The 20,593-nt window shown below is 48.4% G+C and carries 20 protein-coding genes; 16 read left to right on the top strand and 4 right to left on the bottom strand.

The genetic code is table 11. The features are described from left to right. Nucleotides 1-18: 18 nt before the first annotated feature. The gene (locus D9Y29_RS18700) at nucleotides 19-1,194 is read right to left on the bottom strand and encodes a class I SAM-dependent rRNA methyltransferase (RefSeq protein ID WP_127131057.1); all 1,176 of its coding nucleotides are present in this window, start codon (nucleotides 1,192-1,194) and stop codon (nucleotides 19-21) included. A 92-nt stretch (nucleotides 1,195-1,286) separates the two neighbouring features. Here D9Y29_RS18700 and D9Y29_RS18695 point away from each other — a divergent pair, with 92 nt between their 5' ends. Next, on the top strand, nucleotides 1,287-3,083 hold the full coding sequence (locus D9Y29_RS18695) for a DNA polymerase III subunit gamma/tau (protein WP_127131055.1): 1,797 nt from the start codon (nucleotides 1,287-1,289) through the stop codon (nucleotides 3,081-3,083). A 146-nt stretch (nucleotides 3,084-3,229) separates the two neighbouring features. Continuing rightward, a complete protein-coding gene (locus D9Y29_RS18690) occupies nucleotides 3,230-4,900 on the top strand; it encodes a pyruvate dehydrogenase complex dihydrolipoamide acetyltransferase (RefSeq protein WP_127131053.1) in 1,671 nt (556 codons plus the stop codon). Between the two features lie 204 nt (nucleotides 4,901-5,104). On the opposite strand, the gene D9Y29_RS18685 is transcribed toward D9Y29_RS18690, so the two are convergent. Beyond that, on the bottom strand, nucleotides 5,105-6,094 hold the full coding sequence (locus tag D9Y29_RS18685) for an alpha/beta hydrolase family protein (RefSeq protein WP_127131051.1): 990 nt from the start codon (nucleotides 6,092-6,094) through the stop codon (nucleotides 5,105-5,107). A gap of 209 nt (nucleotides 6,095-6,303) precedes the next feature. On the opposite strand from D9Y29_RS18685, the gene D9Y29_RS18680 reads away from it, so the two are divergent. Genes D9Y29_RS18680 through D9Y29_RS18660 form a run of 5 tightly spaced genes read left to right on the top strand, consistent with a single transcriptional unit; the run spans nucleotide 6,304 to nucleotide 11,604 of the window. Continuing rightward, the gene (locus D9Y29_RS18680; RefSeq protein ID WP_127131049.1) at nucleotides 6,304-7,164 is read left to right on the top strand and encodes a UbiA family prenyltransferase; all 861 of its coding nucleotides are present in this window, start codon (nucleotides 6,304-6,306) and stop codon (nucleotides 7,162-7,164) included. Then, on the top strand, nucleotides 7,161-8,252 hold the full coding sequence (locus D9Y29_RS18675) for a type III polyketide synthase (protein WP_127131047.1): 1,092 nt from the start codon (nucleotides 7,161-7,163) through the stop codon (nucleotides 8,250-8,252). The genes D9Y29_RS18680 and D9Y29_RS18675 overlap by 4 nt, the downstream gene beginning before the upstream one ends. Next, nucleotides 8,253-8,951, top strand: a complete 699-nt coding sequence (locus tag D9Y29_RS18670) for a methyltransferase domain-containing protein (RefSeq protein ID WP_127131045.1) — start codon at nucleotides 8,253-8,255, stop codon at nucleotides 8,949-8,951. Between the two features lie 47 nt (nucleotides 8,952-8,998). Next, nucleotides 8,999-10,138, top strand: a complete 1,140-nt coding sequence (locus D9Y29_RS18665) for an NAD(P)/FAD-dependent oxidoreductase (RefSeq protein ID WP_127131043.1) — start codon at nucleotides 8,999-9,001, stop codon at nucleotides 10,136-10,138. 5 nt (nucleotides 10,139-10,143) lie between these two features. After that, entirely contained in the window at nucleotides 10,144-11,604 is a 1,461-nt protein-coding gene (locus D9Y29_RS18660) for a hypothetical protein (RefSeq protein ID WP_127131038.1), read from the top strand. A 10-nt stretch (nucleotides 11,605-11,614) separates the two neighbouring features. On the opposite strand, the gene D9Y29_RS18655 is transcribed toward D9Y29_RS18660, so the two are convergent. Then, nucleotides 11,615-12,109, bottom strand: a complete 495-nt coding sequence (locus D9Y29_RS18655; RefSeq protein WP_127131036.1) for an SRPBCC family protein — start codon at nucleotides 12,107-12,109, stop codon at nucleotides 11,615-11,617. 132 nt (nucleotides 12,110-12,241) lie between these two features. On the opposite strand from D9Y29_RS18655, the gene D9Y29_RS18650 reads away from it, so the two are divergent. The 7 genes from D9Y29_RS18650 to D9Y29_RS18620 all read left to right on the top strand — a co-directional run bounded on the left by D9Y29_RS18650 (nucleotide 12,242) and on the right by D9Y29_RS18620 (nucleotide 17,640). Continuing rightward, nucleotides 12,242-12,748 (top strand): GbsR/MarR family transcriptional regulator, encoded by a 507-nt coding sequence (locus tag D9Y29_RS18650; RefSeq protein ID WP_127131034.1) that lies wholly within the window; start codon nucleotides 12,242-12,244, stop codon nucleotides 12,746-12,748. A 15-nt stretch (nucleotides 12,749-12,763) separates the two neighbouring features. After that, complete coding sequence (locus tag D9Y29_RS18645; RefSeq protein WP_127131032.1) at nucleotides 12,764-13,192, top strand: hypothetical protein; 429 nt, start codon at nucleotides 12,764-12,766, stop codon at nucleotides 13,190-13,192. A 75-nt stretch (nucleotides 13,193-13,267) separates the two neighbouring features. Next, nucleotides 13,268-14,398, top strand: a complete 1,131-nt coding sequence (locus tag D9Y29_RS18640; RefSeq protein WP_127131030.1) for an epimerase — start codon at nucleotides 13,268-13,270, stop codon at nucleotides 14,396-14,398. 9 nt (nucleotides 14,399-14,407) lie between these two features. Next, a complete protein-coding gene (locus D9Y29_RS18635) occupies nucleotides 14,408-14,776 on the top strand; it encodes a CoA-binding protein (RefSeq protein ID WP_127131028.1) in 369 nt (122 codons plus the stop codon). A 219-nt stretch (nucleotides 14,777-14,995) separates the two neighbouring features. Then, nucleotides 14,996-15,451, top strand: a complete 456-nt coding sequence (locus tag D9Y29_RS18630; protein WP_127131026.1) for a hypothetical protein — start codon at nucleotides 14,996-14,998, stop codon at nucleotides 15,449-15,451. A 78-nt stretch (nucleotides 15,452-15,529) separates the two neighbouring features. Then, the gene (locus D9Y29_RS18625; RefSeq protein WP_127131024.1) at nucleotides 15,530-17,107 is read left to right on the top strand and encodes a T9SS type A sorting domain-containing protein; all 1,578 of its coding nucleotides are present in this window, start codon (nucleotides 15,530-15,532) and stop codon (nucleotides 17,105-17,107) included. A gap of 59 nt (nucleotides 17,108-17,166) precedes the next feature. Next, nucleotides 17,167-17,640 carry a ribonuclease H-like YkuK family protein gene (locus D9Y29_RS18620; RefSeq protein WP_127131022.1) on the top strand — a complete coding sequence of 158 codons (474 nt, stop codon included), beginning with the start codon at nucleotides 17,167-17,169 and terminating at the stop codon, nucleotides 17,638-17,640. A 177-nt stretch (nucleotides 17,641-17,817) separates the two neighbouring features. Here the strand turns inward: D9Y29_RS18620 and D9Y29_RS18615 are convergent, their stop codons facing one another. Beyond that, nucleotides 17,818-18,495 carry a GTP-binding protein gene (locus D9Y29_RS18615; RefSeq protein WP_127131020.1) on the bottom strand — a complete coding sequence of 226 codons (678 nt, stop codon included), beginning with the start codon at nucleotides 18,493-18,495 and terminating at the stop codon, nucleotides 17,818-17,820. A gap of 84 nt (nucleotides 18,496-18,579) precedes the next feature. Between D9Y29_RS18615 and ubiE the strand changes: the two genes are divergently transcribed. Further along, the gene (ubiE, locus tag D9Y29_RS18610; RefSeq protein WP_127131018.1) at nucleotides 18,580-19,332 is read left to right on the top strand and encodes a bifunctional demethylmenaquinone methyltransferase/2-methoxy-6-polyprenyl-1,4-benzoquinol methylase UbiE; all 753 of its coding nucleotides are present in this window, start codon (nucleotides 18,580-18,582) and stop codon (nucleotides 19,330-19,332) included. Further along, complete coding sequence (porT, locus tag D9Y29_RS18605) at nucleotides 19,296-20,039, top strand: type IX secretion/gliding motility protein PorT/SprT (protein ID WP_127131016.1); 744 nt, start codon at nucleotides 19,296-19,298, stop codon at nucleotides 20,037-20,039. Before ubiE ends, porT begins: the two co-directional genes overlap by 37 nt. The last annotated feature ends 554 nt before the right edge of the window (nucleotides 20,040-20,593 follow it).

Genomic DNA, 20,593 nt, shown 5'->3' with positions numbered 1-20,593 from the left:
CTCGCCGACCTTATCAGATTAGTCCACCTGAATGATCAGGAATTTCAGGTATTGTGTATTCTCCCATCCCCACACGATCGGGTGATCGGCGCTTTGTGTTTGGAAACAAACCTGGCGGATCTTTCTTCTGGCATCTTTGGCCGCCATCTGGATGATCTCCAGGAAAAGATCAGGTTGAATGAGATTGGTGCAACTGGAAGTGACCAGGAACCCTCCGGGCTTCACCAGTTTCATACCGCGGAGATTGATCTCCTTGTATCCGGTGATTGCCTTCTGGATATTCTCCCTTGTTTTGGTGAAGCTGGGAGGGTCCAGCATCACAACATCATATTGTTTTCCTTCCTTCGCCCAAAGCTTCAGTTTATCGAAAGCATTTTCCGCTTCGAACTTCACAATCTTTTCAACGCCGTTCAGCGCCGCATTTCGATTGGCCTGTGCAACGGCGTTCTCGCTGATATCCAGTCCCAGTACGCTTTTGGCGCCATAGGCCGCTGCATGGATCTCGAAAGTGCCGGTATAGGTGAAAGCTCCCAATACATCAGCGCCTTTAACGATATGCTGGATAGCGCGGCGGTTATCCTGCTGGTCCAGGAAGTAGCCGGTCTTTTGTCCGTTCTCGATGTCCACCAGGAATTTCAAACCGTTCTCCGTGATGGTGATCTTTGTATCGAAGGGGGCGGAGAGAAATCCTTTCTGTTGCTTCAAGCCTTCCAGCTCACGTACGGGAACATCGTTCCTTTCGTATATGCCTTTGGGTTGGAAGATCTTTTCCAGGGCCGCTACGATAGCCGGTTTCCATTTATCGATCCCCAGCGCCAGTGTCTGGATCACAAAATAATCATTGAACTTATCGATGATGAGCTGGGGCAGGTAATCCGCTTCACCGAAGATAAGGCGGCAGTTCTCGATATACCCGATCTGCTGACGGTAATGCCAGGCTTTGAGCAGGCGGTTGTAAAAGAAATCCTCGTTGATGGTCTCGTTCTTATCGCGCGTAAGCAAGCGGACCAGGATCTGGCTGGCCGGGTTGATATATCCTTTACCTACAAACTTTTTATCATGTGTGTACACTTCCACGATATCACCGGGCTCCACTTCCCCGTCTACCAGGTTCACTTCATTGGCAAAGATCCAGGGATGGCCGTTCACCACTACACGCTGGCTGATCTTCTTCTTAAGGATCGCTTTTATCATGGCGCAAAAGTAACTCACTTCCTTACAAATTATTCACAAGTTTAAATTTTGCTTCCGGGCATTAATGCGGCGTTTCTTAAATTGCACCCATAATGGAAAAGTTTATCGTTTCGGCCAGAAAGTACAGGCCCCAGACCTTCGACACGGTTGTAGGACAAGGGCATATCACTACTACCCTCAAGAATGCGATCAGGAACCAGCAACTGGCGCACGCCTTCCTGTTCTGCGGTCCCAGGGGCGTTGGTAAAACCACCTGTGCCCGTATCCTTGCCAAAACCATCAACTGTGAGAGACCCGGAGAAGACGGAGAAGCCTGTAACGTTTGCCACAGCTGCGTTTCATTCAATGAAGGCACTTCGCTCAACATCCATGAGCTGGATGCTGCCAGCAACAACTCAGTGGATGATATCCGTACCCTGGTGGAACAGGTCCGCTTTGCACCACAGGCCGGCACCTACAAAGTGTACATCATCGATGAGGTGCACATGCTTAGCTCTTCGGCCTTCAACGCCTTCCTGAAAACACTGGAAGAGCCGCCGCCATACGCTATCTTCATCCTGGCTACCACTGAAAAGCACAAGATCCTTCCAACGATCCTGAGCCGGTGCCAGATCTTCGATTTCAAACGCATCACCACCAACGATACCGTTGACCATCTTGAACAGATCTGTAATAAAGAAGAAGTGAACGCAGACCGCGCCGCACTGCACCTCATCGCTCAGAAAAGTGAAGGCTGCATGCGCGATGCGCTCAGTATCATGGACAAGATCGTGAGCTTCACCAATGGTACCGTCAGTTATCAGAATACACTCGAACACCTCAATATCCTGGATGCCGACTACTACTTCCGTTTCATGGAAAGCATGCTGGCGCAGGACCTTGGCGGAGCCATGCTCCTTTATGATGATATCGACCGTAAAGGTTTCGAAGGAGACCTCGTATTGAACGGCTTTGCCGAATTCGTCCGAAACCTGCTGGTATGTAAAGACCAGAAAGTAGCGAACCTGCTGCAGGTGGTGGAAAGTTTCAAAGAACGCTACATCGCCATGGGCAAACAGGTTTCCGTGGCCTGGCTGATCAACGCCCTCAATATTCTGAATGAAGCCGAGATGAGCTTCAAAGCCGCACGCAACAAGCGATTGCACATAGAGCTGGTGCTGATCAAACTCAGCTACCTGCAACAAGCTATCGAACTGGGCGCCGGCGCAGACGACGGAAAAAAAAAATTAGTTGACTCAGCCAAACCGGTAGCCTTCCGCCAGATACCGGTTATTGGAGCTGCTCCAAAACAGGCAGCCGCCAAACCCAAAGCTGAAGCCCCGCCAACCGGAGCCAAACTGATCATCGAAGATCAACCTCAGTCCAGACCTTCATCACAGGCCGTGGTGCCGCCCGTTCAACCTGTAAAGCAGGAGCAGGTGGCCGCAGAACAACCAAAAGTAAAGATCGGTGGACTGGCCAGTATCCGTCAGCAATTCGTTGGCAAGGGTCTTGCTTCAGCCGGTGAAGTAGTTCCATTGGAAGAATCCAGGCTGCATGCCGCCTGGGAAGCATTCACCCAACAACTGCGTGATTCCAAGAACCCCGCTTCCCAATCCTTTGTGATGGCAAGGCTGCAAATCAACAACAGCGCACATTTCACGATTGTCACCAATAATAACCTGGAACAAAAGTTCATCGAAGGCGAAAGAAGACCGCTGAGTGAATACCTCTGCAAGGTGTTCAATAACCGGGCTCTGCTCTTCGTAATAGAAGTGGACGAGAACGTGGTTTACCAGGAACCGGCTGATAAACCAATGTCGAGCCGGGATAAATTCATTGCCATAGCTGAAGAATACCCGTTGATCCGGGAGCTGAAAGACAGACTGAGACTGGAACTTGATCTTTAATACATTGCGCCTGGCAACTTGCCAATTTTACATAATGTATTGAATACAGTTCAATGCGTGTTCCGCATTGTCAATTCCCTATTTTGCTGTAATTTCGGCACTCAATAGAAATTTGAACATCCCAAATTATAAACTGGAATAAAGTTATGGCTGAAGTGATCCTAATGCCCCGCCTGAGTGATACGATGACCGAAGGAGTGATTGCGGCCTGGCATAAAAAAGTAGGCGACCCTGTGAAAAAAGGCGACCTCCTGGCAGAAGTGGAAACCGATAAAGCTACCATGGAGCTGGAAAGTTATAAAGACGGTACCTTATTACATATCGGAACGGATAAAGGCGGAAAGCTCCAGGTGAACGACCTGCTGGCCATCATCGGAACACCCGGCGAAGACATCAGCTCCCTGATCAAAGGCGGCGCTGCCGCAACTGCTCCTGCTGCTGAGAAACCAGCAGCACCCCAACAAGCCGCTGCACCTCAGCCACAACCTCAACAACAAGCCGCTCCTGCCGCTGCACCTGCATCCGGCGGTCCCATCGATCTCTCAACTGTTCCTGAAGTGATCCTCATGCCACGTCTCAGCGATACTATGACGGAAGGTGTGATTGCAGAATGGCACAAGAAAGTAGGTGATACCGTGAAGAAGGGCGACCTGCTGGCCGATGTGGAAACAGACAAGGCCACCATGGAACTGGAAAGCTATAAGGAAGGTAAATTATTATACATCGGTGCGCAGAAAGGTGATAAAGTTCCTGTGAATGCACTGCTCTGCATCATCGGAGATGAAAGCAAGGTTGACGTAAATGCCATCGTTGCTGCTGCCAAAGGTGGGCCCGCTCCCGCTGCTGCCGGCGCCGCACAACCGCAACCAGCTGAACAGCCTCAACAAGCTGCCCAGCCTGCCGCTTCCAGCGCTCCCGCTCCTGCCGCCGCTTCCACATCAGAAGATGGCCGCGTGAAAGCTTCTCCCCTCGCTAAAAAGATCGCCAGCGATAAAGGCATCGATCTGTCTAAAGTTTCCGGAAGCGGAGACGGTGGCCGTATCGTGAAGAAAGATATCGATAACTATGTCCCCGGCGCAGCAACCAGCGCTCCTGCTACAGCCGCCGCTACTGCACCTGCTGCTCCTGCCGGACAGGTAAGCTTTGAAGAAGTGCCCGTTTCACAAATGCGTAAAGTGATTGCGAAACGCCTTGCTGAAAGCAAGTTCTCTGCCCCTCACTTCTATGTTACCATGAACATCAACATGGACAAAGCAGTGGCCAGCAGGGCAAAACTCAATGAAGTTTCTCCCGCCAAAATATCTTTCAATGACATGGTGCTGAAAGCATGCGCCATCGCACTGAAGAAACATCCGAAAGTGAACAGCAGCTGGCTGGGCGATAAGATCCGCATCAACCACCACGTGAACATCGGCGTAGCTGTGGCCGTGGAAGAAGGTCTGCTCGTTCCCGTTGTTCGTTTTGCAGACACTAAATCACTGAGCCAGATCGCGGCTGAAGTGAAAGTGGCTGCTCAGAAAGCGAAAGACAAAAAACTGCAACCGGCAGACTGGGAAGGCAATACCTTCACCATCTCCAACCTGGGAATGTTTGGCGTTGATGAATTCACTGCCATCATCAACCCGCCCGATGCCTGCATCCTCGCTATCGGCGCCATCAACCAGGTGCCTGTTGTGAAAGATGGACAGATCGTTGTAGGCAATATCATGAAAGTAACCCTGAGCTGCGATCACCGCGTTGTAGACGGAGCTTCCGGCGCTGCATTCCTGCAAACACTGCAGGGACTGCTGGAAGAACCCCTCACTATGCTGGTATAACCCGCACAGGTAAACGAATAATTGAATTACGGGGCTGACCTAAAAGCTACCATCTTAGAATTTCGTGGAGCCCACTCGCTCGCCTCTGGCGAGTGAGTTTTGTTTAGTCGCCTCTGGCGACACGGTGTTCGCCGGAGGCGAACAAATAGAAGTCACTCGCCGGGAGGCGAGCGACTGCCAGCTCCCCGCATTATTGATCAGATATCAACGCAGCTTCTTAATGAAATCCGCAATTGCAGTCACCAGGTCCGGAACCACCGGCAGATCAGGATTGAAATAAGTGGCATGATTGGCCCGCTGCTCCGCCTCACTATGCTTCAGCACATGGTTCATTCTGTCGATGATCAACACTTTCGCTTCGGGATTGGCTTTCAATAGCATCATGGCATCGGCTTCCGTTACCTGGAGATCTGTATTACCCTGTATGATCAGCACAGGCACTTTCAACTCTTTGATCAACTGCTGCGGGTCATATTTGAACCAGCTGATCAGATAGGGTTGAACAGAAGGTCGGAATAATGAATTCATGCTCACAGGTGGATTATGAAGCGTATCACCTTTTGAAAGTGTATCGATGAATTTATTCGCCATTGCTCTCATATTCCTCATTTGTTCAGCCGCTTGCTCGCTGACAGCTTTTGCCGGATCGAGACTTGCATCCAGCTGCCTTCTCAACACTTTATCCGCAGACTGGCCGGGACCAGCAATAGACACCATCCCATCAGCACCGCTCTCCGCGGCAGCTTTCAGTCCTATGGTAGAACCTTCACTATGCCCTATTACTATCACTTTGGAAAAACGCTTGTCGGCTTTCAGCTTTTTGATCATTTCCGAGGCATCATCCACCAGCATATTGAAACGGATATCTGTTTCAACCTTCATGGCATTCTTGCTGGCAGCTATGCCGCGTTTATCATAACGCAGGGTGGCGATGCCCAATGAATTCAAAGTATCTCCAAGAAATTTGAGTGAATTGTTCTTCATCATCGGGTTATTGCCATCGCGGTCAGTAGGTCCGGAACCGGCGATGAACAGCGCTACAGGCACTGGCCCTTTTGCATCCGGCACGTTGAGCGTTCCGTAAATATCTCCGGTAGCGGTTTTCAACACTACTGAATCCTTTTCCTGCGCTTTGGCAGGTAATACGAAAAGTATCATTAATAATCCGCAAACAGTAATACAACTCAACTTCATACAATCAGGTTTATGAGTGAACAAGGTACAACAATCTGGTCGGAGTGTTGCCAGTCGCTCGCCTCCGGCGAGTGACTTTTGTTTAGTCGCCTCCGGCGACGCAGCGTTCGCCGGAGGCGAACAAATAGAAGTCACTCGCCGGAGGCGAGCGACTGGCAACACCCTGCTTCTTATTTAAAAAGCATAAATTACAGGAACAAACTATCACCATGCTGCAACGATCTACCATTCAGTTGTTGCGTTTTCCATTTTCTTTCTTCCTGCTGCCGGTATACCTGTTTGCACTGGGACTGGTGCCCGTGATCGATTCTAAAGATGCATGGCTGTTATTTATCATCCTTCATTTGCTCGTATATCCCTCCAGTAACGGATACAACTCATATATGGACAAAGATGAAAGCAGTATCGGCGGCCTGGCAAACCCCATGCAGCCAACAAGGCAACTGTTATACATCACAGTTTTGATGGACATCATAGCCATTGCGCTCAGTATCATCATCAGCAATTTATTCGCCATTGGTATTACAGCCTATATCCTCGCATCCAGGGCTTACAGTTACAGGGGGATCAGACTGAAACAATATCCCGTTATTGGTTACCTCACAGTAGTACTCTTCCAGGGCTGCGCAACTTTCTTTTTGGTGTATCACGGATGCAGTATGGATAAGACCACTAAGGTTCCGCTTGCGGGCATCCTGGCGGCAGGACTTCTCATCGGAGCATTCTATCCCATTACCCAGATTTACCAGCATGAAGCCGATAAAAAAGATGGCGTTAACACCATCAGCAGGCTTTTGGGTTACCGTGGTACGTTTATTTTTACTGCAATACTATATCTCGCAGCCATGCTGACGCTCAGCTGGCTGTTTTTTCAGCGGGAACAGCCAATGAAACTATTGGTAATAGCAACCGTAATGCTACCCGCTCTCGTATATTTTTTCATATGGGCAAAGGAGGTATGGAACAATATTTCTGTAGCAGACTTTACCCATACCATGCGCATGAACCTGTTGGCATCCCTGTGCTCTAACCTGGCATTCCTCATCATTTTAACCGGGAGGTGGATTTGAGTAAAATAATTTCAATAGGAACAGCTGTTCCTGCCTGGAAGCACAGGCAGGAAGATATTCTTTCTTTCATGCTTCCGGCCTATTCACTAACTGGTCCGGACACACGAAAAATAAGATTCCTTTATCACCAGAGCGCTATCAGCACCCGCTATTCCGTGATACCGGATTACAGCAGGCCGATAGCAGAATGGAAATTCTACCCGCAGACAGAAAACCTGGACCCCTTTCCCACACTGGAAACAAGGATGCAATGGTATAACCGTCATGCTGCCCCCTTATCTGTGGATGCAGTGCGCGACTGCCTCCAGGGGCCATTAAAGCACACCTCCATCACTCACCTCATAACTGTGAGTTGCACTGGTATGAGCGCACCGGGCCTGGATTTACAATTGGTGGAATTGCTGGACCTGCCCCGCAACACCTGGAGAACTTCCGTGAACTTCATGGGGTGTTATGCCGCAATCCATGCACTCAAAATGGCTGATGCCATTTGCAACAACGATCCCGCAGCCAAAGTACTGATCGTTTGTACTGAGCTTTGCACCCTGCATTTCCAACGGGAGCCTACTCCGGACAATATCGCCAGCAGCCTCTTGTTTGCAGATGGCAGCGCCGCTGCACTGGTTGTAAACGATCAACATGAACATCGCGGACTTGCCATCACAAATTTTTACAGCGAAGTGGTCCCGAAAGGGAAAAAAGATATGTCGTGGGAACTTTCTTCCTCCGGCTTCCAGATGACACTCAGCAACTATGTGCCCTCACTGATAGCGGAAGACTTCGAAGCCCTCACCGGAAGGGCATTGCAACATGCAGGACTGTCAACAGATGCGATCACCCACTGGTGCATCCATCCCGGTGGTAAAAAGATCCTGGAAGTGATCAGCAACAGTCTGCATTTGAATGATGATGCGCTTCAATACAGTTACCAGGTGCTGGATCAATTCGGAAATATGAGTTCATCAACAATTCTGTTTGTACTGAAGAACATGATGCAGCAAGTCCATACAGATGCCCGCATTTTTGGTGCGGCATTCGGCCCCGGACTGACCATGGAAACTTTCATCGCACAACATCAATCACCCTGAATGCAACGGTCAGCCGAAAAAGAATTGCTTGATATGCCCGGTATTCCACAGCACGATATCCGGCGCAATATGGAAGAACTGGACCAGATCAATAAATGGCTTGGTGGCCATGCCATCACCATTGCAGGATTGAAAAAGCTGGCAAAGGACGAAAAACAGTTATCTATATGCGAAATTGGCTGCGGAGGCGGGGATAACCTGGCGGCTATCGCCAGCTGGTGCCGGAAGAAAGGGATCTCGGTTACCCTCACTGGCATCGACATCAATCCTTTTTGTATCCAAACTGCCATGGAAAAATGGAAAAAGGATCCATCCCTGGCCAGCATTGCTCCCATCAACTTCATCACTTCAGATTATGAACTGGTGCAACCCGGCGAAAGGTTCGATATCATTTTCTCTTCCCTCTTCTGCCATCATTTTTCCAGGGAAGAACTGGTTATACAACTTCAATGGATGCAAAAGCATACCCGGATGGGCTTTTTCATCAACGACCTCCACCGGCATCCCATCGCCTATCATTCCATCAAAATACTCACTAAACTTTTCAGCCGCAGCTATCTCGTAAAAAACGATGCGCCCCTTTCTGTAAAAAGAAGTTTTGTTAAATCTGACTGGTTATTATTATTGGAAGAGGTGGGAATCGATACATTTTCTGTACATTGGAAATGGGCATTTCGCTGGTTGGTGGTAGTTGGGTAGTTTATATTAAACCTTATTTGTGTAATACCGGTAAATGGGAAAGATTCTTGAATAGAGAAGCTACATATGATATTGCCATTATCGGTGGTGGACTGGCAGGCCTTGCCTTGTCCATTCAATCTGCAAGGGCAGGATACAAGACCATCCTCTTTGAAAAAGAACAATACCCATTTCATAAGGTCTGTGGTGAATATGTTAGCCTGGAAAGCTGGAACTTTCTCCAGGACCTGGGTGTGCCGCTCAGCGATATGCAGTTACCCATCATCAACCGTGTATTGATCAGTTCTCCCAATGGCCGGTTTGTGGAAAGCAATCTACCGCTGGGAGGTTTCGGTATCAGCCGGTTTACACTCGATCACCTGCTGGCCGGGATCGCCAGGAGAGAAGGTGTTACCTTACTGGAAGATACCCGCGTGAATGACGTGGTGTACCGGCATCACGCCAGCGTGGTATTCAGTACCCGGGGCGCCATTGAGTCCACCGTAGTTGTTGGCTCATACGGAAAGCGCTCCAATCTCGATGCAAAATGGAAAAGGGATTTCACGCGCATCAAGCCCAATTCCCTCAATCACCTCATCGGCGTAAAATACCATATACAGACTTTTTTCCCCGACGACCTTATTGCCCTTCATAATTTTGAAAATGGTTATTGCGGGATTTCAAAAATTGAGGATAATAAGTATTGTTTGTGCTATCTTACAACGGCATCCAATCTCAGGAAGAGTGGAAATGAGATCAAACAGATGGAAGATCAGATTCTTCGCAAGAATCCATTTCTCGATAAGATCTTTTCCTCAGCCCGCTTCCTGTACAAAGAACCTGTTACAGTATCCCGCATATCCTTCAACAGAAAGACCCAGGTGGAAAATCACCTGCTGATGCTTGGCGACGCTGCAGGCATGATCACGCCCCTTTGTGGCAATGGAATGAGCATGGCCCTGCATAGCAGTAAACTGGCCTTCGATGAGATCGATCAGTTTCTGCAAGGCAGGATCAACCGGTACGAAATGGAAACGCAGTACACCCAGCAATGGGAAAAAAATTTCAACCGCAGGCTTCAGACCGGACGTGTTTTGCAGCAGTTCTTCGGCAACGGCATCCTGAGCAACTACCTGATTGCATCCCTTAAACCTTTTCCGTCACTGGTTTCATTTTTGATCAGACAAACTCACGGAAGACCCTTCTAAAAAACATGCGATACCATCTGCTGTCTGTTTTATGCTGTATGATCAGCATAGCAGTCACCGGTCAGAACTATCATGCGGTCAATGGTTCAAATTATGCAGGAAGTTTAGGCACCGGCAACAATCCCGCCTCCATTGTGAATACCCCCTGGCCCTGGGACCTCACCGTCTTTGGCGTTCAGGCAAAAGCCACTACCAATATTTTTACCGTCCGCAACTACTCACTCATCACCCCACCCGGTGATGCACGGTACCAGATCAATCCAAAGAATGAAGAACGGTATGCAAATCTCAATTACAATATCAACCTGCTCAATGCCCGCTATTCCATCAACAGGAAGAATGCAGTAGCCGCAGGCATCAATATCCGCGGCTATACCCGCAACAACACCAGCCGCTTTGCTTACCTGGATACACTCCATAACCTGGACCAGTTCCTTACCATCAACCAGGGAAATATCCCATTCTCAAATGATGTGATCAGCAGCAACTGGATTGAAGTGTACGGCAGTTATGCACGCACCATCTGGGATAATGACCAGAGCAGGCTCAATGCCGGTATAACAGTGAGGGTCACACGCGGATTGGCAGGTGGCTACAGCAATCTCGTCAGCGGCACCGTCACGCCCATTCCCGGCGGCCCTGAACCTCAATTCCAGATTAATGGCCTCGAAGCCTTCTATGCTTATTCTGCCAATTTCGATAAGTGGGACAATGATCTTCCCCAATCCACCAATATCAGGAATTTTATCAGCAATGCACAGGGTGGCATTTCAGTGGATGCAGGTATAGAATTCCTGGTAAAGGAAGGCGGTATCCGCTCCTTTAATGATAGTGATGATGAATACTGGGACTATACCTGGAAGGTTGGACTGTCAGTGCTCGATATCGGATACAACCAGTACCGTTACAGCAATAACAGCAGGATGTACCGCACACTCAAAACAGGCATTATAGCCACAGATTTCGATCAGAAATTCGGGACCGTCAGCGGCATCCGCGGTTTCAACGACAGCGCCGCTACCCTTTTCAATAATGTGCGCATTCCCTCCGGCATTTTCCAGGTGATCAATCCAACGCGTGCAGTGTTGAATGTAGACAGGTTCATAACGCAGGCATTCTATGTGAACGGGGAAATATCTGTGAACCTCGCGCCGCTCGTTGGTGACCGAAGACTATATACCAAAGAGATGAACTTCATCACCATTACACCGAGATGGGAAACACGGAAGTTCGGTTTCTACCTGCCCGTCCAGTTCAATGATGAAAAGAAATTCTGGGTGGGCGCTGCCGTAAAGGCTGGCCCGGTATTATTCGGCCTGCATAACCTCGCTTATATTTTTACGAAGAATAATTTACAGAATGGAGGCGGATACCTGGCGCTGGTGATCAAACCGGGTAAAAAGAAAGAAGTGTCGAAAGGGAAAAGAGACCGCAAGCTGCGGCAGTACGATTGCCCGGAGTGGTAGATCACATACACTATACCGTGATATCCGGCTCCTGCTCCGTATACAGGGCAAGGTTCTTCAGGCTCGACATCATCCCCGCGTAATGATCTTCCCGGCTGATCCCTGCCGGCACCTGCTCTGCAACAATGTTCACCTGCGTTCCGCCGGGAGCCTGTTGAAGCGTTGTTGTGATGATCATGTTCCCCGCAAAAGCAGGATCATCGGATTTGAATACCACTTCCTCTACGATCTTTTGGTTCGGCTCCAGCAATTTGAATTTGCCCGTGAACTCGTCCTCATGCATTGAAGTTTTGCCGGAAGCTCCTTGCTGCGTATCATTATACCGGAATACCATCCTGTATCTGCCGCCCTCCCTGGGATCGAATTCAAATATCTCGCAACTCATACCCGATGGCGGCCGCCAGGATGCAATGGCATCCGGATCCAGAAAGGCATCGTAAATCTTTTCCGGGGATGCCCTGATCAATAATGATGCCTTGTCGGTTCTATTGGAGAAATCAGTCATAGCAACTGTTTTACTGAATGTAAGCCTAAAAAAATTATGCCTCTTTCCCAAAACGAACTTTCACAAAGTTTTGAAAATTCAGAAACAGACATTAACTTTGATAAAAGCTGTTACACCCGTTAATTACAACATATGAAACTCGCAGACGCACGCAATGAATTTATCAATAAATGGGGCGCATTCGGATCCCATTGGGGCATCAACCGAACCATGGCGCAGGTCCATGCCCTCCTCCTTATCAGCGCTGACCCGCTCAGCCAGGATGATATTATGGAGCAACTGAACGTAAGCCGCGGCAATGCGAACATGAATATCCGTGAACTGATCGACTGGGGACTGGTGGAACGCATCATCATTCCCGGTGAGCGCAGGGAGTTCTTCGTTGCAGAAAAAGATATCTGGAAAGTGGCCACGCAGATCCTCCGCGAACGCAAGAAACGTGAGTTCGATCCCATGATGAAAGTGGTGGAATCCCTCGAAAACATCGAAGGCGATAAAAAAGATAAGAACCATAAACAGTTCACCGACACCATCAGCAGTATCAAAAGCTTCGGCAGACAGGCAGACCGGATGATGGATGTGATGGTGAAGGCAGACGAGAACTGGTTCATCGGCAGCCTGATGAAATTCTTTAAATAGTTCAATTCAATTTTCATGAAAGCATTTGCAAGATTGGATGTAGCGATACAAGTGGTCCTGATCATAATCGGGATAGCGATAGGACTGGCTGTAGCCAGCAACTCCATCCAAAGCGATTATATGTTTGTGCCTTATTTCCTTGTTGGAGGCTGGCAGATCTTCAGTGTGATCGTACACCTGGTGGGTGAAGGTTTCCGCTTCGGCGCCATGAGAAAGATATACCTGGTGACTTTATTGCTCGTGCTGGTGATACTGATCATCTCTGTTCCAACAGAAGCCATCATTTATTCCTTGCTGGGCTTGTTGTTCTTTTCTCCTGTAATGGCCATTTTTTACCTGGCCACCTGTTACCGGGAATGGCAACAATACAAACTTGCTGCTCCGGCTCAGACAAACGATCAGTCTACTGCGGGTAACGATGATCTGCTCTCGCAGGAAAGCTGAATAAAAAACTATCAACAATACAAACCGGTCTCCCGGTTTTTTTAAAGACATGAACTTTCAAAACTTTTTGAACTTATGAAAAATAAAAAGATCATCCTTGCCGGCGGCACCGGTTTCATTGGTCAGGAACTGGCTCGTCATTTCGGGAAAGATAACCATGTAGTGATCCTCACCAGGAAATCTGTTCAAGGCAGCAATAACCGGTACAGCAACAAACTGCTCACGGCTGCGGATGGTTACAATATCACTTACTGGAGATGGGATGGAAAGCATGTAGAAAAGCACTGGGCCAATGAAGTGGACGGAAGCGATATCGTGATCAACCTCGCCGGCAAATCCGTCAACTGCCGTTACAATCAAAAGAACCGCGCAAAGATCATCAGCAGTCGAGTTGATGCCACGCGTGCATTGGGTAAAGCCATCAAACAGTCAACCCGCCCTCCGCAACTCTGGATCAATACTGCTTCAGCTACTATCTACCGGCATGCGCAGGACCATCCACAGGATGAATTCAACGGAGAGATCTGTGAAGAGAAAGACATGAACATGCCCTATTCTTTCCTGGACCGTTGCAGGAGGAATTTCAACAAATGCACACTGACATTGCGTGGTAGAAAAAACTCAAATGCATTCAGAGAGTTGGAAAAAGATTTCTCTATCCAGGTTTGCCTGGCCTGGGAAAAAGCCATGAACGAAATAACTGTACCGCACACCCGAAAAATTATCTTCCGTACTGCAATCACATTGGGAAAAGGCGGTGTAATGGTCCCCTTCCTCAACCTGTCCAAATGGGGGCTGGGAGGCAGACAGGGTGACGGCAATCAAATGTTCAGCTGGGTGCACATCAACGATGTTTGTGCTGCTATCGAATGGTGTTATGATCATCCCGGAACTGAAGGCGTATACAATCTTGCTGCTCCCAACGCCATTCCCAATACCGCTTTCATGGCAACACTTCGGAAACTCACCGGTCATAAGTTCGGACTGCCTGCATACGACTGGATGCTGGAATTGGGCGCCACCCTGATCGGCACCGAAACGGAGCTGATCCTGAAAAGCCGCTGGGTTTATCCCGGCCGTTTGCTGGAAGCCGGTTTCCGCTTCCGCTATACACAGATTGAAGATGCGCTGCAAAACATTGTACAGCAAACGCCTCAAAGTTGTTACCACCTCTTTCACCGAACAAAGGTGGCGGCAAATTTGTAATATTATATCATGAAAACTCCCAAAAAGACGCTGGTGATCGGCGCATCCAATAATCCGGAACGATACAGCTTCCTGGCTGTGAACCGGCTTCGCAATGCAGGTCATCCCGTGGTGGCCATCGGCCTCAAGCCGGTACAGGTAGCCGATATTACGGTAGACACAGAAAAGAAACCATTTGAAGAAGTGGATACAGTTTCGCTCTACCTCAATCCGGGCCGTCAAAAAGAATATTACGATTATATCCTTTCCCTGAATCCGAAACGCATCATCTTCAATCCAGGCACGGAAAATGATGAACTGGAAGCAAAAGCCAAAGAGAAAGGTATCCAGACGATGGAAGCCTGTACCCTGGTATTGCTAAGCACCGGCCAGTTCTAACGCATATTGCGCATATCCATTTGATTTATATCAAATAAAAATCTTCTGCATAATAATCGCATGCAATTGGCGTTTTCGCATATGTATCCCCTTTATTTATTATTCCTTATCCGGGCAACAAGGCTGAATTTGATCGTATAAACTCCATTGTTCCCAAAGCTTGCTGATCGTACCCTAAGAAAGAGTTGTATCCAATTATCATTCGTAAAAACCAGTAGCATGAAACTATTCTACTCTGGCTTAGTGGTATTCCTATTGTCCCAATCATCTGCCACAGCGCAGCAAGCCATCCAGGTGCAGCAGCACCGCACTGTCCACCCGGCAGTCTTCCATCAGTTCCCCAACAGTTTTGAAGTTGACCAGTGGCAACTCCTGAAAGCCTTTTCAGCCGGCATTGGCGATACCGTTCGTATCCAGCTGAGCAAAAAGCATGCTTTTGCCGGGGTGATCACAGACAAAGTGCAGCAATCTCCCAACCTGCTTACGCTTAATATCCGTGGGCTCCAGTTTGAAGGCGCCATGATGCATATCAGTCACAATACTGCTGCCGAGGTTGAACAGGCCATCCGCGCCCGGATCCTTCATCCGAAAAAAGGAGATGTGATGGTGCTGGTGCAGGAAGAAAATAAATACATCTTCCGTAAAGAAGAACAGCAGTTCTTCCTGGCCGAATAGTCGCTTTGTTGATCGTACCCCTTGTTGATCGTACCCTTTGTTCAAAACACTATTTGCTGATTCCAATCCCGCATAACTATGAAAGGCATTTTGTCTGTTTTCGCTTTCCTGGGCATCACCTTGCACAGCTTCTCCCAAACCCCTATACTCAACAGCTACCCGCAAGCGACAGCAACGGTGTTCCTGGATTTCGATGGACAATCTGTTCGGGGCACCGCCTGGAACTGGGACGGCCCAATCCAGGCGGCCTCATCAGGTTTCTCACCCGAAGCTATAACCGAAATCTTCAATCGTGTGGCGGAAGACTACCGCATCTTCAATATCAATATCACCACCGATTCCACTGTTTTCTTTGCTGCGCCTGCTACAAAGCGTACACGCGTGATCGTTACCCCAACCTGGGAATGGTATGCAAAAAAAGTAGGCGGCATTTCTTATGTGAGCTCGATGAAATGGGGCGATGATACGCCTGCATGGGTATTCAGCAGCCTGCTCGGCAATAAAGTGCAATCCGTGGCTGATTGTATCTCCCATGAAGCAGGACATACACTCGGCCTGCAGCACCAGAGTGTTTGGGACGCAGCCTGTGTAAAAACGAAGGAATATGCAGAAGGACAGGGAACCGGTCAGATCGGCTGGGGACCGCTGATGGGCGTGAGCTACAACAAGAACCTCAGCACCTGGCATACCGGCACCAATGCCAGGAGTTGCACTACCATTCAAAACGATATCGAAGTCATCGCCAAATATGTTGGCCTCCGCGAAGATGAACATGCAGCTATTCTTAACGATGCAACACCCGTGAGCATGATGGGAAGCGAGTTTGCCGCCACAGGCATCATCAATACAGAAACTGACCGCGATGTTTTTTCTTTCCGCGTACATTCAACAGCCAGGTTCCGCATCCGCGCCAATCCGCAAAGCATCGGGCCCGCCAATGAAGGCGCCAATCTCGATATCAAAGTATCACTGCTGGATAATCTCGGTGATACAGTTGGCCGCTACAATCCTGCCGAATTGCTGAACGCAGGCGTTGACAGCATTCTAAATACCGGCAATTATTTCCTGGTAGTGGATGGCGTGGGCAATACCAATCTCAGTGATTATGCCAGTCTTGGTTACTATGCTGTCACCGGCAGCATTGCACAGGCATTGCCTGTGTATCGTTTCCATCTCACCGGAAGGATCAGCAACAACAGGCATCTCTTCAATTGGGTATATGATGCCGATGAGCCTATCAAAACCATCAATATCCAATACTCTGCCGATGGCGTACATTTCAGCAACCTGGTGGATGCCGGTACAAACAACAGGCAATTCAGCTGGATGCCTTCCTCTCAAGGCAGAATGTATTATCGTGCCCAGGCCATCACAGTAGCCGATGAGCGGGCTTATTATTCCAATGTTGTGACCCTGCAGCCTGCAGCTTCCGAAGAAATAAAGCTGCATAGCAACCTTATCAGCAACGTCATCGAATTAACTACCGGTAAAGCATATGCGTATCAGCTGATGGACGCAACAGGCAGATTGCTGCAACAGGGCAAGGTAGCGGCGGGGTATAATCGAATTGATGTGTATGGAGCAAAAAGAGGTGTTCTTTTACTTCGCTTGCAGGCTGAAAATGAGGTCCATAGCGAGAAGTTAATAAAACAATAATAGGTGACCCTTTTGGTTATGAGCGGGTTTTTCGGTAAATTACACAAACCCGTTTTATTATGCTATGGAGAAAATTTAATGGCGACCCGATTGAAATTCCCATCATCGATGCTGTTGAAAATGCCATCAGGCGTGAATCTGAAAAAGGGTACCACCTGAAAGTATGCATTGGCACTGACTCACAAGTGAAAGGTTCCGAGACAGAATTTGCTACCGTGATCGTTTTCCTGCGTGAAGGACATGGAGGTTTCATGTTCATCCACAATGAAAAAACAAGGCAGCAATACACTATCAAGGAACGTATGCTGGTGGAAGTGGCCAGAAGCATCGAGATTGCGTATGAGCTCTGTAATCTCTTCACACAATACAATGTGGACATGGAGGTACATGCAGACATCAATACCAATCCGCACTTCAAAAGTAACGACGCACTGAAGGAAGCAATGGGCTATATCCTGGGGATGGGTTTCGCCTTCAAAGCCAAACCGGAAGCCTTTGCCAGCAGTAGCTGCGCCAATAAGGTAGTAAACTAAAAACCTCCGCATCGTCAGCGGAGGTTTTTAGTTTTATGAGCGTTTCTTAAAAGTCTGAGTGCCGGCAGCCGCTCGCCTCCGGCGAACACTGTGTCGCCAGAGGCGACAGAATAAAACTCACTCGCCAGAGGCGAGCGAGTGGGCTCCCCGGTATTCACGAGTGGGCTCCCCCGGAATTCAATGATGCTCTGGTTTCTCGAATGCTTCATTGCATTCTTCGATAAATCCGAGGACCTTGTCACGTCCCATTTTCTTTTCAGCGCTCGTCACGAAATTCCTCGGAAGGAATTGCCAGGTGGCGCGCATTGCATCGAGAAAAGATTTCACATTCTTAGCCACAACTTTCTGTGTTTCTTTATCGGCCTTCGTGAAAGTGAGGGCGAAAGGGATCTCCCATTCTCCCAGCTTATTGGCAAACTCCAGGTCGATCTTCTGCGGTTCATGACGTGAATCGATCAGGAGGAAAACGTTTACCAGGTTCTCCCGCTGGCGGAGATAATTTTCGATCATCTTCTCCCATTGGTTCCGCTGATTCTGGCTCACTTTGGCAAAACCATAACCGGGAAGGTCAACAATGAACCATTTGCTGGCAGGGCCGGTCTGCCCTTTTTTATCACGGTCGGCCCCTTCCTGCAGGGAACCTTTCAGGCTTTCGATCTCGAAGAAATTGATCAGTTGTGTCTTTCCCGGCGTACCGGATGTCTTCGCCAGTTTCTGATGCCCGCTCAGCATATTGATCAGTGAGCTCTTGCCCACATTACTGCGGCCGATGAAGGCATACTCGGGCCTGTCGCCCGCAGGGCATTGTTTGATATCCGGACAACTGATAAGATAACTTGCTTTTTTGATCAACATGGAACTGCAATTAAGGTTGCAAGATACGGATACTGCGTTCCACCGGGCAACTGATCCCGAAACTTCCTGTATCTTCGCTGCCTCATGGCAAAGTTTACGCACGATACGATAGTCCCCTATGACCAATCCGGGGCGGGAAAGAAACAGCAGGTGGAAGCAATGTTCGATCAGATCGCAGGCCGGTACGACCTGCTTAACCGTTTCCTGAGTATCGGGATCGACAAAGGCTGGAGAAAGAAAGGTATCCGTGAACTGAAAAGCATCAATCCGAAGCTGGTGCTGGATGTAGCTACAGGAACAGCCGATGTGGCTATAATGACCCGGAAAATTTTACAGCCGGATAAGATCATTGGCATAGATATTTCAGAGCAAATGCTGGCCGTGGGAAGGACCAAGGTTGCTAAACTCGGGTTAAATGACCGGATCGAGCTCCGTAAAGGCGATTCCGAGGCAATAAATTTTCCGGACAACACGTTTGATGCCATTACAGTGGCCTTTGGCGTGCGGAATTTCGAGGATCTCGATAAAGGCCTGGCAGAAATGTACCGCGTACTGAAGCCAGGCGGAAAAGCCATGATCCTGGAATTCTCCAAACCCAAACAGGTTGCATTCAAAGGATTATATAACTTATATTTGAATGTTGTTGCCCCCAAAGCGGGACAATGGCTATCGAAAAATAAAGACGCGTATCAATATTTAAACAACTCAGTAAAAGCATTCCCCGAAGGCGAAACATTTCTACACATTTTACAACAAGCCGGATTTTCTGACACCAGCTTAAAAAGGTTGAGTTTAGGTATATGCACAATTTACTGCGGCAGCAAAAAAGCCGGCTGATACGCCTGGCATCCGTTTCAATTCTGTTGATCGCTTCCCTGAGAAGCGTTGCTCAACGTGAGTTGTATCTCCCCAATCACGACGATAAGAAATATTATCTCGGTATTGCACTCATGTACAATACCAGCCGGTTCAACCTGAGCCATCATCCCAGTTTCCTGGGGCAGGACAGTGTGCAGGTTGTTGACCCGGAGAATGCCGGTGGTTTCGGGCTGGCAGGTATCCATACCCTTCGTCTCAATCATCGCTTCGAGATCAGGGCCATTTTCCCCCAGCTCCTCTTCTCTTACAAGAACCTCACCTATCACCTCAAAACCCCCGACCCCATTAAGGAAGAGCAAAAGGTGATGACCAAAAAAGTGGAATCCATCCTGCTCGGATTTCCTGTTCACCTGAAATTCCGATCAGACCGTATCGATAATTTCCGTGTATACATGTTCGCTGGTGGCAAGTTCGAATACGATCTTACTTCCAACTCCACAGCCCGCCGCGCCGAAGACCTGATCAAATTGAAAAAATATGATCTCGGCGTTGAAGCAGGCATCGGTTTCAATTTCTATTTCCCGGTTTTCATACTCTCCCCGGAGATCAAGATCAGCAATGGCCTGATGAATGTGCACTCCAGGGATGCCAACCTGAAATACTCCGGCACCATCGACAAATTGCAGTCCAGGATGATCATTTTCTCGCTTATTTTTGAGGGATAATTTACCGTTGATATAACCCCAAAGAAACAAAACTCCGCTCTTCAGAGAGAGCCAGTCTTCAGCTTGGAAGACTTTGCAAAAACGGCCTGGCAACTATCAGTGATGGTAAACCGCTTTCCAGTGCCGGTATGAGTTGTATCAACCCATCGCGTTCTTCCAGGAACAGTTAATCGGCCACGAATGGTACCATTTACGCAGCTGTTTTTCAGCTCAACCCTAATCCCCAAACAATCGTTAGCCGCCGGATTGATCCTGTTCATCCTTGAAAAAGGTATATTAACCACACAGCGTATAAAAATGTATACAAAGTGTATAAAACTTTTGTCACAAATATTATGTTGCGAATAAAAAATCATTAATTTTACATCATAGGATAAGGTTTAATGGTTAATGGTATTTGATTAGTGAAGTGCCGCCGAAAAGCGGCACTTTTTTTTGCCCATACCTGAGCAAAATCCCTCACAAATAGCTTATTATCAACACTATACTTCCAGGCACTAATTTTCTGCAAATACGCATTTCCGGTAGAGAATAACCATAGGACCTGTCGTGTT

This window comes from Pseudoflavitalea rhizosphaerae (assembly GCF_003991355.1).
In the GTDB taxonomy this organism is placed as follows: domain Bacteria; phylum Bacteroidota; class Bacteroidia; order Chitinophagales; family Chitinophagaceae; genus Pseudobacter; species Pseudobacter rhizosphaerae.
Note: the sequence above shows the minus strand (reverse complement) of the source record. Positions and strands in the feature narration are given on the sequence as shown.

Excerpts from the sequence above, each read along its gene's own strand:
- D9Y29_RS18700 (WP_127131057.1), bottom strand. The coding sequence starts at position 1,194 with ATGATAAAAGCGATCCTTAAGAAGAAGATCAGCCAGCGTGTAGTGGTG.
- D9Y29_RS18695 (WP_127131055.1), top strand. The coding sequence starts at position 1,287 with ATGGAAAAGTTTATCGTTTCGGCCAGAAAGTACAGGCCCCAGACCTTC.
- D9Y29_RS18690 (WP_127131053.1), top strand. The coding sequence starts at position 3,230 with ATGGCTGAAGTGATCCTAATGCCCCGCCTGAGTGATACGATGACCGAA.
- D9Y29_RS18685 (WP_127131051.1), bottom strand. The coding sequence starts at position 6,094 with ATGAAGTTGAGTTGTATTACTGTTTGCGGATTATTAATGATACTTTTC.
- D9Y29_RS18680 (WP_127131049.1), top strand. The coding sequence starts at position 6,304 with ATGCTGCAACGATCTACCATTCAGTTGTTGCGTTTTCCATTTTCTTTC.
- D9Y29_RS18670 (WP_127131045.1), top strand. The coding sequence starts at position 8,253 with ATGCAACGGTCAGCCGAAAAAGAATTGCTTGATATGCCCGGTATTCCA.
- D9Y29_RS18660 (WP_127131038.1), top strand. The coding sequence starts at position 10,144 with ATGCGATACCATCTGCTGTCTGTTTTATGCTGTATGATCAGCATAGCA.
- D9Y29_RS18655 (WP_127131036.1), bottom strand. The coding sequence starts at position 12,109 with ATGACTGATTTCTCCAATAGAACCGACAAGGCATCATTATTGATCAGG.
- D9Y29_RS18650 (WP_127131034.1), top strand. The coding sequence starts at position 12,242 with ATGAAACTCGCAGACGCACGCAATGAATTTATCAATAAATGGGGCGCA.
- D9Y29_RS18645 (WP_127131032.1), top strand. The coding sequence starts at position 12,764 with ATGAAAGCATTTGCAAGATTGGATGTAGCGATACAAGTGGTCCTGATC.
- D9Y29_RS18640 (WP_127131030.1), top strand. The coding sequence starts at position 13,268 with ATGAAAAATAAAAAGATCATCCTTGCCGGCGGCACCGGTTTCATTGGT.
- D9Y29_RS18635 (WP_127131028.1), top strand. The coding sequence starts at position 14,408 with ATGAAAACTCCCAAAAAGACGCTGGTGATCGGCGCATCCAATAATCCG.
- D9Y29_RS18630 (WP_127131026.1), top strand. The coding sequence starts at position 14,996 with ATGAAACTATTCTACTCTGGCTTAGTGGTATTCCTATTGTCCCAATCA.
- D9Y29_RS18625 (WP_127131024.1), top strand. The coding sequence starts at position 15,530 with ATGAAAGGCATTTTGTCTGTTTTCGCTTTCCTGGGCATCACCTTGCAC.
- D9Y29_RS18620 (WP_127131022.1), top strand. The coding sequence starts at position 17,167 with ATGCTATGGAGAAAATTTAATGGCGACCCGATTGAAATTCCCATCATC.
- D9Y29_RS18615 (WP_127131020.1), bottom strand. The coding sequence starts at position 18,495 with ATGTTGATCAAAAAAGCAAGTTATCTTATCAGTTGTCCGGATATCAAA.
- ubiE (WP_127131018.1), top strand. The coding sequence starts at position 18,580 with ATGGCAAAGTTTACGCACGATACGATAGTCCCCTATGACCAATCCGGG.
- porT (WP_127131016.1), top strand. The coding sequence starts at position 19,296 with ATGCACAATTTACTGCGGCAGCAAAAAAGCCGGCTGATACGCCTGGCA.